Below are 14,001 nucleotides of genomic sequence, written 5' to 3'. Positions count from 1 at the left end.
GTTTATATAATCTTTCAAATTTACGTTTAGCCAAAAACTAAATTGAATGAAGAGAATTACTAACATAATACTAAAAGAAGAAGTAAAAATAAATGATCTAATAAGATCTCTTCACGTTTGTCGAACCGCCTAAAACTGAAAATAATGCCGCTACGATTATGATTGTTGCAGAAATCAAAAACGCAAAATGCAATCCGTTAACAAAGGCATTACTTACGTCATCGTCCAAAACGTTAGTTCCGAGGAAAATTTCAAAGGCGACCTGCCTTGGAATTACTAAAGTTGCTACAGTAATACTCATAACGTAACTTAAGGTAGTCCCTATACTGCCTAAAGTCCTCGAAACCCCTGATACGGAACCGTAGTATTCTTTAGGCGCAGAAAACATGACTGCAGTAGCATTTGATGGCCAGAACATTGCTGAGCCTATGCCGGTTATTGCGGTTATCCCTAATATCGTGAAATAAGGAGTAGAAGGCGTTAGAATAAAATAATAGAGCATGAGGGATGCGAAAATGAAGAGTAAACCTATTCCTGCCAATAATCCCGGCCTTCCTTTGTCGGCAATCCTTCCCATGAAGGGGGCCAATACGCTGGCAACAACATAGCCAGGAGTTAAAAGTAATGAAGATTGTAAAGGAGTTAATCCTCTAACTCCTTGTAAGTACATTATTAAAAGGAATGTAATTGAAAGAGCTCCTATTCCTTGAAACAGGCTAGCTAATAGGGAAAATGATAAAAGTCTTATTTTAAACAATTTCAAATTTATTATTGGTGATTGCACTTTACTTTCATTTATAACAAAGAACGGGAGTAAAGCAATTCCGAGGATAATTTCTACCACGTCCATAATGTTTACTCCTATCCCGGCTATCATCATTGACCCAACGGAAATTAAAGCCAAGGACACTCCTAATATGACAGAACCAGTGATATCTAGCTTATTCTTTATAACGCGAGAGTCCCTTATTTCTCTTATGCCTAAAATTACTGAAATTATACCTATAGGTACATTAATGTAAAATATGAACCTCCAGCCGAAAAAGGTAGTTAATACTCCTCCTAAGACGATACCTAACAAAGCACCTACGTTCCACCCAAGTGCGGTTATTCCGTAAGCTTTACCCCTAGAGTTAGGAGGAAAAACGTCTGCAATTATCGCATAGGAGTTTGAGGTAAGCAAAGCTCCACCTATTGCTTGAATAACTCTGAAGGAAATTAATAAACAAACGTTAGGGGAAATTCCAGCCAATGCTGAGGCTAATGTGAATAAAATAAACCCAGAATTGTAAATTTTACCTCTTCCTATTAAGTCTCCTATCCTTCCTGCTTGAGTAGATAGTACTGCCAGGACTATTAAATACGCTAATAACACCCATATTGATGAGAATAGGTTGGTATGTAAGCAATCGGTAATAGTTGGCAACGCTAAAAGTACGATTGTAGTATCTACTGCTGCCATTAAAGTTCCTAACGATAAAACAAGGAGCACAATTTTCTGGTTCATAGTTAACAATGTTAAAGAAGTTAATTTAAGGTTAACTAATAATTCGGTATCATACTACTATTATTTTACAGTTCAGACGGATAAGCCTTTAGAAGACCATTGAAAACTTTCATAGAACCTCTTTTTAATTCTCCATATTATCATAATATGTGGACTTACAAGATTACTTAGATAAGCTGAAAGCATTCAATTGGAAGGATTACAATATATATTACGCTGTGTTATTCGGTTCTCTGGCTAAGAAAGGAAAAGGTAACGACATCGATATTGCAGTAGAATTCAAAGGGTTAAGCTTTGATGAGTACATGAAATTGTGGAAGGATCTCTCAGATTACTTAGATACGGAAAAGATAGATCTTGTTTCAATAGATGATAATACCAGTTGTTACTTAATTCATGAGATATTTAATTACGGTCTAATTCTTTATAAAGAAGATTGGTCAAGAGCCCATAGAAGAGCAGTAGTTTGTGAGGACTTCTTAATAGATGCTAAAAAATTGGATTTGGTGGGAAGGGAAGTTAAGGCGGTGATGAGAAAATGGGGTTTGGGCTTCATTGAATTTTCATGAAATTGTATCTAATTCTCAGCCCTTGGGCTTCATCAGAGTCACGGGGAAACCCGTTACCCCTCCGCCCCTTTAGCGGGATAACCCCAACCCACACCCGCGGTATTTCACGGATGTGGGGAAACCCGCACATCTTGAGGTAAATATTTAATGACGCGTTTAATTGTCTATCTAGAGTGAACCCACACCTCTCGCAATGAAAAGTCCTGCCAACCTTTCGGGAAACCCATCCACATCTGGGGCAGGACTTGGAAGTGAGGTGTGGGTTAACCTCCTTCAAGAAGGAACCGTAAAGAGGAGCCTTATACTTTAGCACACGGTGAATCGACCTCCACACAGTCTTAGAAATCTTTTTAGAAAGGGAGTCGTTAGCATCCCTAAACATCTCTTGCTTATTCAACTTCTCAACAACAAACAACGTGAGAGGATACATCTCCAGCAAACTGTTAACGAACTTGTGAACATAATCCAGCACACGGTTCCTCTCACGGTGGGAATATTTTCTCATCAATTCCTTCCCCTTCCTACCGTGCTTTGAAGCAAAAGACTGTATTTTACTCCTCTTTAATTTCATACCCTATTTTAGACTGTAAAGCTCCTTGATGGAAAACGTGACGAACTTCTCTCCATCGTATGCGTCTAGAGTATAGAGGTTACTATCAATAGAGAGAAAGTCAAGGGGAGTAAACCAAGGTAACTTGTAACGAAATGGCAGGTACACTTTATCCTCCTTTATCACGGGCTCACCTAGTTCTAGCCCCTTAACCCGTTTAGAGAACCAAGTGTGAGACCAAGAGAAGGTAATATACTCGTAAGGTCTTACTGTAATCCTTACTCTCTCGCCATCAACCTTCCTAAGAGTTGACTTAATCCTAACGTAAACCTTCTTCAATCTAGGTTTACTCAATGACGCTTGTCCCTTCTCGACTCTCCTCCTCCAACTTTCCAGTATTGAGTAAGCGTCATTAATTGCCTTATCAACATAGTGTGAAGCTAAGTTGTTGATATTCTCTAACTCATCCCTTAGCGTATTGTATACTTGCTTTTTCTTAGGCAAGGTTATTTTAACCTTCGTAAATACTTTCTTACCTTTCTTCGCTTCTTTTCTCTCTACCTTCACCTTCTCCCATAACCAGTCTAAAGCTTTTTGCAGTAGTGTCTTGTAGTTCTCTAATAATATTTTCGTCTCCTCCTTCTTATCATTCTCCAAGGAGTAAGTTAGGTAAATGTACTCCTCCTCTGGTTGGAGTGATTTAATTCTTAAGTTCTTCGACACACTTTTCCACCTTTTCGTATTTTGACTCCTCATTCCGTAGAGTTTTCCGCTAAATGATACAAGTATGGAGACCAAATCCTCTATCAACTCTTGTTCTGGTGTTTTGTCTTCCATATTAAGAACTACTATTTCGCAATTATGTGCTTTGCACACTTCCTCTATTATCTCGAAACCAAACCTTGTCAGTGTTTCTGGGTAAGCTATGACTACTTTCGACACTTCGTTGTTTAGTATCATTCTTAATAATTTGAGGAATCCTTTTCTCTTCATGTTTAACCCAGAACCCACGTCTGTTATTACTTGGTCGTAGTCCTTTACTTGTTCTTGCAGGTATTTTAATTGGTTTACCAAGTCGTCTTTTTGTGCGTTTGATGATACCCTAGCATAAAGTATCACTTTCCTCCTTCTTACAATACCCATCAGTTTTTCTACGTCTTCTTCTCTGAACCTCCACTTTCCACTCTGTAGTATTACTGGTTTGATGTATCCTTTCTTTACGTAGCTCTGTAAAGTGCGGTATGATATTCCTAAGCGTTGGCAGACTTCTTTAGGTTTTAGCATTGTAATTAGTTTTACATACAAAGTATATAAACTTCACGGTTTATTGGAAACTGTTGGCAACGGCATAAGATTAAATTTTCTCAGACTAAAAAAGGAATGCGTACTTAATTTATCCTTTGATTTCTTCAAGGCTCTTTCCTTTCACTCTTGCACCTTTTAATAGCATCACCCCAGAAAGCATTGAAACAATTCCTATCAGCAGAAATGAATAATCCACGTTGTATCCGTAAGTCAACGCAAACAATACTGGCCCAACCGCTCCTCCTAAGTGTCCTATCCCATCAGCTATACCGTAGCCCAGCGATCTGATTTTAGTACCAAGGTTTTCTGCTGTGTAAGCGTACATAGTGGGGAACTTAAAACCTTGGAAGAACATGGCTATAAACCCTGCTATCAAAAGTGAAACTCCTCCAAGTAGGGGCATTGAAATTATTGCTATTCCGCTTAATAAGTTAGAAGCTGAGGAGGAGAACTTCCTTTCCAACTTATCGTTTAATATGGAAGCTAAAGTTACTCCTAATGGATCTCCGTAAAGTATATAAGTGAAATAGAGGGAAGTGTTGGAAAATCCCTTGTTAGAAAGTAATGAGAAGACTGGAGTACTGAAGAGCGAGTAGCCTGCAAAATAGCTTGTAAACCATATTGCTAGGAAGAGGAGGACTGTATTATCCCAGGCCATCTTCTCTCTCCTTTTCTCTTCCCACATTTTTGATTCCGGAAGTGTAATTCTGAAAATGAGCGCGAAGGCTGAGATTATCAAAGAAGGTAAGAAGAGTATTCTCCAGTTACTTCCAGCAATTACTGCTACTGGTCCTACAACAAGGCTCATTAAGAACCCTCCTAGGGTGGTGAAACCTACTGCCCTTCCTCTGAAATTTGCCGAAGACATTTCAGAGACGTATGCAGGGACTACTGCTACCTCGCCTTCTATTCCGAAACCTATGATGAATTCTGCAATAGCTAACTGAAGAAACGACGTTGAGAAAAATCCAATAGTTGAACCAAGGAAGATGATTAACATTGAAAGAATTATTCCAAGTTTTCTTCCGTACTTTGACGCTATTAACCCGTTTATTGCTCCTCCAGTAAAATATCCTATCATTTCTGCGGATAGGATTAAGGTCGAGTTAATAGAACCTAGTTGTGCAGATGCCTCGTTTTCTATGTAAGGTACGTTAAATATGTCCCAGAAAGATAGTGACGTACCTACGGAGATTAGGGCTAACTGCTTTTTTGTAAGCATGTGTGTTTTTACTGCTTATACATTTTAAACTTTTTCTTTTGTTTCATGAAAATGAGACTAACGATAAGCTAGAGGAAAATAATTTCTCTTAAGCTTTGCTCGATTTTTTCAGAAAAAGGAAGTTTAAACGATTCGTAAGGGATATGACACTTTAATAAGATCACGATTTATAACTTTCATGTAGCAAATTATTAGTCTAAAGGTTTAGCTAATTCTACAATTTCATTTAATTCACTAGGTACGTTATCATCTAACGATACTAGACGGATATTTACCTTGTATTTCAATTCTAGATTTCTCTTCATTAGACTGAACTGTTGTAGTTCGTTGGTAGTGTGGAAAAGCAGTATTACGTGTCCAACATTAACTTTAATTGTTTCCAGAGTTTTCTTCACATTGCTAATTGCTTCAATCATTTTATGTTCATTTTTGCTTTCCTTTATTTCAATTATAGGCTTTGTTATTGGTCTTACAAAAAGTGGGGGTTAAGGGGGCGGGAAGCATCGCCAGATGGATAGCCCCCTTATAAAAAAGTTTAATCTTTCTTTTTCAAAGATCTTTTAGTGACGCTAACGACGCTCCTTGCTGAATGGGACTGAGGGAGGAGCAACCAGTATCTCTTAAGGGACTAGAGCTCAGCAATGATCTCTCTGGGGCTCTCTGGCTACCCTGACTGCTAAATGAGATCCGAATCGATGGTGGGAATGATGAACCGCTCACAGAGGAACCCTCGCCTCTGTAAGGCGTGGAGGAGTCAGCTTCTTAGGGATAAATGGCAAAACGTTAATGGGGCCGTAAAGGATATAAAATGCAGTTGAGAGAAATGTCTTTCCAGAAGAATTCGGGCCTATTATAATTACCTTATCGTTAAAGTCCAAGTCAGCGTAATGAATAGGGCCTAAATTTCTTGCAATTAGCTTCATAACTTACTTATAATATGTGAATCTTAACTTTAAGGTTTTTACATAGGAGTTAATGATTAGTAGCTTTTACAATGGCTTTTATTAAAAATCAATTATTTTTATAATATTTATGCTAGTATTATGAGATATTTCAAATAATTTTATTTTTATACACTATTATAATATTCTCAAGTTTGCAAGTTATACTCATTTTTAGGAGAATGTATTAGATTAAAGAATAATAATTTCATTCTAAATTGTATAATTTTTCCTAAGTAGATCATTATTTTTAAACTCTTTAAGGAGAAGCTTAACCATTTTTATGCATTCCTCGGCTTCCTCTTTCTTTACTTCTCCATACTGAGAATTTTTTCTACAATTACTTACAACGTCAAGTTCCTTCCTATTTTCTTTTATGAAATCGTAAAGGCTCTCGTCATTAAGTCTTCCTAATAACGTCCTAATATCGTGGGAAGGTACTATTGGCTGTTTAAGTCCTCGCTCATTAAATATCGACCTAATTAGGAGCTCTGCAGACACTTGGCATAATAGGCATGAAACCCTGTATCTTCCCTTATTAAATTCCTCAATTGAGGCCTCTAGGAACTCTAAGAATTTATCCATTACCGCCTTATTCTCCTTCAGTGTTTAAAGAATTACTATCAAAAAAGTAATAACTACTGGCTGAGGATCTTCAAATTTAAGTTCATGAGTAACTAGTGAAGTGGGGGTTCGGGCTTCATAATATTTAATATCAATCCTTAGCCCTTGGGCTTCGACAGAGTCACGGGTAAACCCGCACACCGTCACACCTTTCGGGAAAAACCATCCACATCTGGTGTGACTGTATTTGTCACCACCATTAAAGCATATAAATTTCACGGTTTATCGGAAACTGTTATCAATGGCTAAATTCGATCAACTTTGAACCAAAAGGTCACTATGAGTTTATTGCTATGGTTCTTACATAGTTAGGGGTTAAGGGGGCGGAAAGCCTCGCCTCTCTGAGGCGGGGATGGATAGCCCCCTTATATTTAAATATTTCTTTTTTCAAAAATCTTTTAGTGACGCTAATGACGCTCCTCCCCAGCTCGATTGAGGGCTTAATGGGACTGAGGGAGGAGCAACCATCATCTTCCTTTTCCTTCAAGGGACTAGAGCTCAGCAATGAAAGTCCCCTACCCAAATGGGAGTGGTTCTCTGAGCCACTCGACTGCCCACCAAATGAGAGATGTAATCCCGAATCGATGGTGGGAACGATGAACCCTCTGGAGGGGAACCCTCGCCCTTCCAGGGCGGGGAGGAAGTCAGTGCTTAGAGGATAAAAGCAAGCAATTTATAGGATACATGAATTGTATTTTGTTGCGATAATAAATTAGAAAACTAGGAATTCTCATGAATCATTGATTTAATACCTTACTCAGTATATTATCTATTACGCTTAGCAGTTTTAGAATATCTTCTTTGGCAGATTCATCATTAATATACTGACTTAATATTGCTTGAGAATCGGGACCGTTGTATTGGTATTGATGAAGAAGTAAAGCTATGTTTGTGTAAGTGTCAATATCTCCACCTATTGTTTGTGCTACAGCTTTTATAAGACTACTAGGCATTATCGCAATAATCCAATCCACTTTTTGCACTTTCTTATTGCCTCTTATTTTAACCTCACCTTTGAATTTTTGCATTAGCTTATCTCTATAATCAGTTGCAAATGCCGCAACTAGTGCCTTCCAAGCTTGGTAAACTTTTCCTGCTGCATTACGTAAAAGCCCTTCTTCAAGAAACCTCCTTGCAATTTCTGCTTCATATTTTGCCTCTAGTAATCTTACTTTTTTATAATCTTGCATATTAAACCAAGGTTTAGGCAATTCTTCCATAAATTTAGTTCTTATGTCTCAAGATATAAATAATTCCATATGTTGTTTTCCTCCTACTTATTGTTGTCCTTTTATCTTTCTTAACCTTACTCCTTATTTTTATTAACTTTAGCATCTCCTTTATCAAGTACAGCTTATTGCCCTAGCTCTTTTCGAATAACCCCTAGCACCATTATCGTTGTATGTAGTATGGTATAGCAAAAACGCAGCTGAACCGATTAATTTAACCTAATTATTCCGATCTTTGGGATACTTTTAGCTTATTTTTAATAACTTGAGTATATTATTGTCTTTCTAAATATTAACTCACTTCTCTTTATAATACTCTTTCGATGGGAATTTTCCTTCTTTCACTTCTCTTACATACTCTGAGATAGCTTTACTTATTATTTCCTTTAAATCAACGTAAGCCTTAGCAAAGTAGGGCTTAAAGTCAGACAACCCTAACAAGTCGTGAATAACTAGAATTTGCCCATCACAGTAAGGTCCTGCACCTATGCATATAGTTGGTATCGATAAGCTCTCTGTTATTCTCTTTGCAATTGATGAATATACGTTCTCTATAACTACTGAGAAAACGCCTGCTTCTTCTAAAGCCTTTGCGTCTCTTAAAAGTTGTTCTTCTTCACTTTCAGTCTTTCCTATTGTCCTATATCCTCCTAACCTCAAGAACCTTTGAGGAGTTAATCCTATGTGGCCCATGACTGGAATTCCAGCTCTCACAATTTTCTTTACTACGTCTGAAAACTCTTCCCCGCCTTCAAGTTTTACTGCATCTGCACCGTGCTTTGCAAATAACCCAGCATTTTTTACTGCATCTCCTGTTTCGTAAGATAGGAAAGGCATATCTGCAACTATTAATTGCCTAGGCTTAGCCCTAACTACAGCGTCTAAATGATGTAACATTTCTTTCATACCTACCTTAAGCGTATTTTCCAGTCCAAGGACTACCATTGCCAAGGAGTCCCCTACCAAGATGCCGTCTAGCTCAGTGAGGGAAATTATCTTTGCAGTAGGGTAATCATAAGCTGTTAACATTGTTATTTTTTCTTTTCTTTCCTTCTTTTTCAAGAAGGACTTGACGGTTATTTTCTCTATCATAAAACTAGACTAAACGAGGTGGTAAAATAATTTATAGAATGGGTTTAAATATCTATTAAGGGAAGCTTAATGAAGAGTAAAGCGGCATTACTGGCATTACTAATTCTCCTTTTAATGCCAGGTATCTTTTACTCCGATGTTTTGTATTACTATCACGGTGAAAGTCAATTTTACACTATCAAGATAATTAAAATTTACACTTACCATCTACCTAATGCAAATGTTCGTTCCTCTGTGAATTCTGGCAATAACGTTTCTATAAAAATTTGCGAATATAACCCACCACCTCCACCGCACTCCCAAAACGTTAGTACAATCTGTTTACCAAAGTCATCTAAGGTATTTCTAATTCCTATAATATATAATATATCGAAGAATGGTCCAAAACTTTCTTATTGTTGTATTTCTTTAACGTTTACTTCACTTGCAAACACTTATAAAGCATGTCTAGTTACTAAGGCAAAGCCATTAAATAAGACATTTTATTTCGTTACGCAATGCAATTATTACTCTGTTAATGTATGTTGGACTTTTTATGAACCTCCTCCCCCTACTGCATGGGCAAATATTTTACTAATGTTTATAGTACAAGAAGGTGAAGCAAACTACGTGTACTTCTGGTCAATTAATATTACTCTCAGTCCTGCTCAACCTCCGCCACCCCCTCCACCTCCTGGTCCACCACCGCCTCCTCCGCCAGCATCTCCATACTGTTACGTTGTAGAATATCCTAATCTATGTCCATTAAAAGTGGCACAAATCATCTCTTCTTTATATAAACTTTAATCCTCCAGAGTAACTACCTTTTAATATTCTGTCTATGGCAAATAGTGTTACTACCATTACTGGTAATGCTGCGACTAACGCTGAAGAAGCTAATAGGCCCCAGTTTATACTTTCATCTCCTATAGCTAGTAATGCAAATATTGTTATTGTTTGTGCACCTTGTGGTGGGAATGAGTAATTGTAGGGCGTTGAGGTGAATATTAATGGATAAAATAGCAGATGCCAATTGAATATGAAAGATAGTAGAAATACGGAGAAGAGGGCAGGCCTTGACAAAGGCATTATTATTCTGGTCATCTTTCTCCTTATTGAAAATACTTCTGCAACATCTTCATAACTTTTTGGAAAACTTAAGAAGAAGTTGAAAAATAGCCATACTGCAAAGGTTGCAGTAAATATTGGAGTTGAGAGTATTAAAGCCCACCAAGTATTAAGAAGTCCTTCTGAGGAAAAGAAATCATAAAGCGGGATTACAAAAGATGTAGAAGGTAAAGAATAAAGGTAAATCGATAACGGCAAAATGAACTTTAGCTTTCCTTTTGACACTTCATAAGCTGATGGTAAAGCTATAAATATTGTAAAAATTGACGCAGTTATTGCTACTACTGCGCTTGATATTAAATAAGGTACTGCTTGAATTAAGGCAGAAGAGAAATAAGATGGCGTCAAGCATTTTGGAATTAATATTGGCGGATAATGAAAGTCTAAGGAGGAATTTCTAAATGCAACTAAAAACATCCAATAAACTGGAAAATCTAGGAAAAATAACATTAAAGCAAGAAAGGCGAAGATTATCCCTTTAAAAACTTTGTTAGGCATTCTTATCTTTAATGAAACCCACCCTGTCCTTTTACTCCTTAATAAGAAGAGAAGGGCTATTGAAGGAATTGTTGCAATTATACTTAAAATTGCAGCAGCTAAGGAACCTCCAGAGAAGTTATCGTATGAGAACATTTCCTCGTAAACTAATAAAGGTAAAGTAGTAGTTGCATAACCCGGTCCTCCAGAGGTTAATACGTAAGGTAAATCAAAGTTACCTAGGGCTAATATAAACTCTAAAAGGAAAGATAACCAGAACGCCTTTCCTACCATAGGCAAAGCTACTCTAAAGTAGTATTCCGATAAGCTTAGGTTATCTATTTCAGCAGCTTCCTTAACATAAGAAGGAATAGACCTAAGGGCTGACAGCATTATCAGAAAAGGCATCGGAATTGAAGACCATATACTTACTAAAGTTACTGCATATAATGCAGTGCACTTCATGTAAAGAGGATCAAATTTTAAACCAAGGAAATAAGTAAACCATCCGTAACCGCCGTATAAGCTTATAGTCCATATTAAGGCCGAAGAAGTAAAAGGAATTGTGTAAGGTAACATTATAAGTAAGCTTAATGCTCTTTTTCCTTTACTTATTATATCTATTCCCACAGCCAGGAATGTGCCTATAATAGATGAAAATAATGCGGTAAAGAAGGAGAAAAAGAACGTATTATACACTATTACATTGAGAGGAACTAAATTTATGCCTTGAAAAGCTGTCTTGACATTTAGGCCTACAAATGCGAATGTTAACGCAAAGGGAATTATTCCAAATCCTAATATATAACCTAAATAAGGAATAGAGTACTTCAAGGTATCACCTTATATTTGAAATCAAAATTTATTTCTTCGCCAATTTTCAATCTTTTACTAGAAAAAGCCTTTATTTCTTCATTATTAAAGGAAATATAAATTAAATATCTATCTCCCCAAAATTCAACGTCCTTAACTATACCCTTATAGTTTCCTTCACCAATTTTTACGTCTTCAGCCCTTATTCCCAATTTTCCTTTTCCGTCATGTATAATACTCATTGGAGGATTTCCAAAGAATGAGGCAACAAATTCGTTTACGGGATTTTCATAAATTTCCTCTGGAGACCCAACTTGTATGATTTTACCTTGATCTATTATTGCTATTCTATCAGCCAAAGCCATTGCCTCTGTTTGGTCGTGAGTTACGTAAAGCGTTGTTATTGAATTTTCTAATTGTATTTCCTTGATTAACTTTCTAGCAGAAATCCTCTGCGGAGCGTCTAAATTTGATAAAGGTTCGTCCATTAAGAATACTTTTGACCTCTTTACAAGTGCCCTAGCTAAACCCACTCTTTGTTGTTGTCCCCCAGATAATTGTGAAGGATATCTATCTAGCAGTTGAGAAATGCCTAACCTCTTTGAAACTTCTTCTATTATCTTTTCCCTCTCATCTTCCTTTAAATTCTCTATTGGCATTGATAAATTTTCGTAGACAGTTTTGTTAGGGTAGAGAGCAAAGTTTTGAAAAACCATCGATATTTCTCTCTTACCAGGAGGCAAAGAAGTTACGTCTCTCCCGTCAATGAGAATTTTCCCTTCATCTATTTTTTCTAAACCTGCAATAGACCTTAAAAGCGTGGTCTTTCCAGAGCCAGAAGGGCCTAAAATTACAAAAAACTCTCCCTTTTCAACCTTTAGGCTAATTTTACTTAAGGCGTAGAGCTTTCCGAACTTCTTGCTTACATCCTTAAGTTCCACGCTCATGACTTTACCCGCTTACTGCTTTAATCCAATCTTGAGCCGCAATATTTAACGCTTCTTGTGCTGAAATCTTTCCAGTTAGGTAGCAGTATACTTCGTTATTAAAGCTTGGAATTAACTCAGGGTACGTTGGAGGTATGTTTGGTGGATTTGCCCACGCTTCTTCTGCTGCTCTGTACACTTGAGTTAACCATTCTCTTTCATACGTTGGTAAGGATGCGTTGCTCATTAACTCTTGGAATGCCTCCTTAGATATTGGGAATTTACCAAACTTTAAGAAAGCCAGTTTTTGAACTTGAGGAGAAACTAGGAAAGCTAGGAATTCCTCGGCTAATTGCTTATGTAAAGAATATTTGCTAACTCCTAAGAAATCAGTTCCAGTCTCAGCGTAATCTCCGGGTAACGGTGCTAGATATGTGTGCTCCCTTTCAGTAGTGTTTAAGCAAGTTAGTTGTGAAGTAAATATGAAAGCTCCCGCAGCATCAGGATAGAATTTTGCAAAGTTTCCATAACATATTTGTATTGAAGATGGAGATGGTTCATAAGATACGAGATCGTAATATGTTTCTAAAGCTTCTATTCCTGCCGTTGAATTAAATGAAGGTAATGGATATGAGAAACCTGGTAAGATGTAACTCTCGAACATTATATTATATCCAGGGAGTCCACCAATCTTTCCTTGTGTTAACTCGGGGCATCTTTCATAATACCATCCAAAAACTGCGGGATATGCATCAATTATTCCATGCTTGACGTGGTCGTCAATTAGGAAGCCATACTTTGTTATCCCGTGAGATGTTAAGAAATTATCCACGTCGAGTACTACAGTCCAATTCTCCCAAGTAGTTGGGCTAAAGTTCATGTGATATTCATTATAAAATTCTTCAGCTAAAGTAGCATTACAGAAGATACATTCCTTATATGCAGTTAAATAAACTGCAGTTTCATAAGCAATACCTATCATTTCAGTTTTTCCTGTTGTTGAATTATATATTATACCACCAAAATCTTCTTGCGGCATTATTATATCGCTCATATTGAACATTGATTCATTAAGGCAAATTAAGTAAGGAGTTACTTTCTGTGCAGAAGTTGAAGTAAAACCTATTATATCATATTGAGTAGAATGAGCTGATAAGGCAGTTATTTCTTGATCAATGTATTCACTAAACGGATAACAAATTACCTTTACTGTAACTCCAGGATGTTCTTCTGAGAACAAATTACCTGCACATTGGATAAATTTAGCAGATTCTCCAGAAAATGTAACTACGGTCAAGGTTACTGGAGGAGTTGTAGATATGCTTGGAGTCGTAGTTGACTTATGTAATGTGACATAATAAACTCCTACTGCTGCTATTATAACTATTATAACTATGATTAGAGCTATTATTGATTTTGAAACACCTTTCATTTGAAAGGATTAGTGAAATCTTATTAAAAATTTTTATTGTCTTTTCTTTAAGAACGAAAAGATTAAAATATTTAACGAGAAAATAGTAGATTGAATTCATAATAGTTTATAAAGGAATTTTAAAATTATAAATCTATAAAAGGAAATTGGTTCATTTAACTGTTTAAAATGAAACTTAAACTTTTAATAATGTATCTCACTTTTATC

Annotated in this window: 14 protein-coding genes and 2 pseudogenes; 2 read left to right on the top strand and 14 right to left on the bottom strand. The window is 36.7% G+C overall.

Annotated features, from left to right (window positions below):
• Positions 1 to 97: 97 nt before the first annotated feature.
• On the bottom strand, positions 98 to 1,507 hold the full coding sequence (locus D1866_RS08575) for an MFS transporter (RefSeq protein ID WP_152939094.1): 1,410 nt from the start codon (positions 1,505 to 1,507) through the stop codon (positions 98 to 100).
• A gap of 149 nt (positions 1,508 to 1,656) precedes the next feature.
• Here D1866_RS08575 and D1866_RS08570 point away from each other — a divergent pair, with 149 nt between their 5' ends.
• Complete coding sequence (locus D1866_RS08570; protein WP_155861132.1) at positions 1,657 to 2,076, top strand: nucleotidyltransferase family protein; 420 nt, start codon at positions 1,657 to 1,659, stop codon at positions 2,074 to 2,076.
• On the opposite strand, the pseudogene D1866_RS08565 reads toward D1866_RS08570, so the two are convergent.
• From D1866_RS08565 to panB, 10 genes and pseudogenes are all read right to left on the bottom strand, one after another.
• Positions 2,060 to 3,349: pseudogene (locus D1866_RS08565) on the bottom strand (RNA-guided endonuclease InsQ/TnpB family protein). The gene D1866_RS08570 and the pseudogene D1866_RS08565 sit on opposite strands and share 17 nt — an antisense overlap.
• A pseudogene (locus tag D1866_RS08560) lies at positions 3,327 to 3,910 on the bottom strand (IS607 family transposase). The pseudogenes D1866_RS08565 and D1866_RS08560 overlap by 23 nt, the downstream one beginning before the upstream one ends.
• Before the next feature lie 109 nt (positions 3,911 to 4,019).
• Positions 4,020 to 5,153, bottom strand: a complete 1,134-nt coding sequence (locus tag D1866_RS08555) for an MFS transporter (protein ID WP_152943050.1) — start codon at positions 5,151 to 5,153, stop codon at positions 4,020 to 4,022.
• A 191-nt stretch (positions 5,154 to 5,344) separates the two neighbouring features.
• The gene (locus D1866_RS08550) at positions 5,345 to 5,569 is read right to left on the bottom strand and encodes a hypothetical protein (protein WP_152943052.1); all 225 of its coding nucleotides are present in this window, start codon (positions 5,567 to 5,569) and stop codon (positions 5,345 to 5,347) included.
• A gap of 300 nt (positions 5,570 to 5,869) precedes the next feature.
• A complete protein-coding gene (locus tag D1866_RS08545; protein WP_152943054.1) occupies positions 5,870 to 6,076 on the bottom strand; it encodes an ATP-binding protein in 207 nt (68 codons plus the stop codon).
• Between the two features lie 231 nt (positions 6,077 to 6,307).
• Positions 6,308 to 6,679, bottom strand: coding sequence for a HEPN domain-containing protein (locus tag D1866_RS08540; RefSeq protein ID WP_152943056.1), 372 nt, complete (start codon positions 6,677 to 6,679; stop codon positions 6,308 to 6,310).
• A 24-nt stretch (positions 6,680 to 6,703) separates the two neighbouring features.
• Positions 6,704 to 6,937 carry a hypothetical protein gene (locus tag D1866_RS08535; RefSeq protein WP_152943059.1) on the bottom strand — a complete coding sequence of 78 codons (234 nt, stop codon included), beginning with the start codon at positions 6,935 to 6,937 and terminating at the stop codon, positions 6,704 to 6,706.
• Between the two features lie 58 nt (positions 6,938 to 6,995).
• The gene (locus D1866_RS08530) at positions 6,996 to 7,223 is read right to left on the bottom strand and encodes a hypothetical protein (protein ID WP_155861131.1); all 228 of its coding nucleotides are present in this window, start codon (positions 7,221 to 7,223) and stop codon (positions 6,996 to 6,998) included.
• A gap of 232 nt (positions 7,224 to 7,455) precedes the next feature.
• The gene (locus D1866_RS08525; RefSeq protein WP_152943063.1) at positions 7,456 to 7,938 is read right to left on the bottom strand and encodes a PaREP1 family protein; all 483 of its coding nucleotides are present in this window, start codon (positions 7,936 to 7,938) and stop codon (positions 7,456 to 7,458) included.
• A 306-nt stretch (positions 7,939 to 8,244) separates the two neighbouring features.
• On the bottom strand, positions 8,245 to 9,039 hold the full coding sequence (panB, locus tag D1866_RS08520; protein ID WP_152943065.1) for a 3-methyl-2-oxobutanoate hydroxymethyltransferase: 795 nt from the start codon (positions 9,037 to 9,039) through the stop codon (positions 8,245 to 8,247).
• 69 nt (positions 9,040 to 9,108) lie between these two features.
• Here panB and D1866_RS08515 point away from each other — a divergent pair, with 69 nt between their 5' ends.
• The gene (locus D1866_RS08515; RefSeq protein WP_152943067.1) at positions 9,109 to 9,825 is read left to right on the top strand and encodes a hypothetical protein; all 717 of its coding nucleotides are present in this window, start codon (positions 9,109 to 9,111) and stop codon (positions 9,823 to 9,825) included.
• Here the strand turns inward: D1866_RS08515 and D1866_RS08510 are convergent.
• From D1866_RS08510 to D1866_RS08500, 3 genes are read right to left on the bottom strand one after another with little or no spacing between them, the layout of a single operon-like run.
• Positions 9,811 to 11,457: an ABC transporter permease gene (locus D1866_RS08510; RefSeq protein WP_152943069.1), complete on the bottom strand. Its 1,647-nt coding sequence runs from the start codon at positions 11,455 to 11,457 to the stop codon at positions 9,811 to 9,813. The genes D1866_RS08515 and D1866_RS08510 overlap by 15 nt on opposite strands.
• Positions 11,454 to 12,383, bottom strand: coding sequence for an ABC transporter ATP-binding protein (locus tag D1866_RS08505; RefSeq protein WP_152943071.1), 930 nt, complete (start codon positions 12,381 to 12,383; stop codon positions 11,454 to 11,456). Before D1866_RS08505 ends, D1866_RS08510 begins: the two co-directional genes overlap by 4 nt.
• 4 nt (positions 12,384 to 12,387) lie before the next feature.
• A complete protein-coding gene (locus tag D1866_RS08500) occupies positions 12,388 to 13,794 on the bottom strand; it encodes an ABC transporter substrate-binding protein (RefSeq protein ID WP_152943073.1) in 1,407 nt (468 codons plus the stop codon).
• Positions 13,795 to 14,001 lie beyond the last annotated feature (207 nt).

The sequence above is a fragment of the Acidianus ambivalens genome (assembly GCF_009729015.1).
GTDB lineage: Archaea > Thermoproteota > Thermoprotei_A > Sulfolobales > Sulfolobaceae > Acidianus > Acidianus ambivalens.
This window is presented reverse-complemented; position numbering and strand designations above follow the sequence as displayed.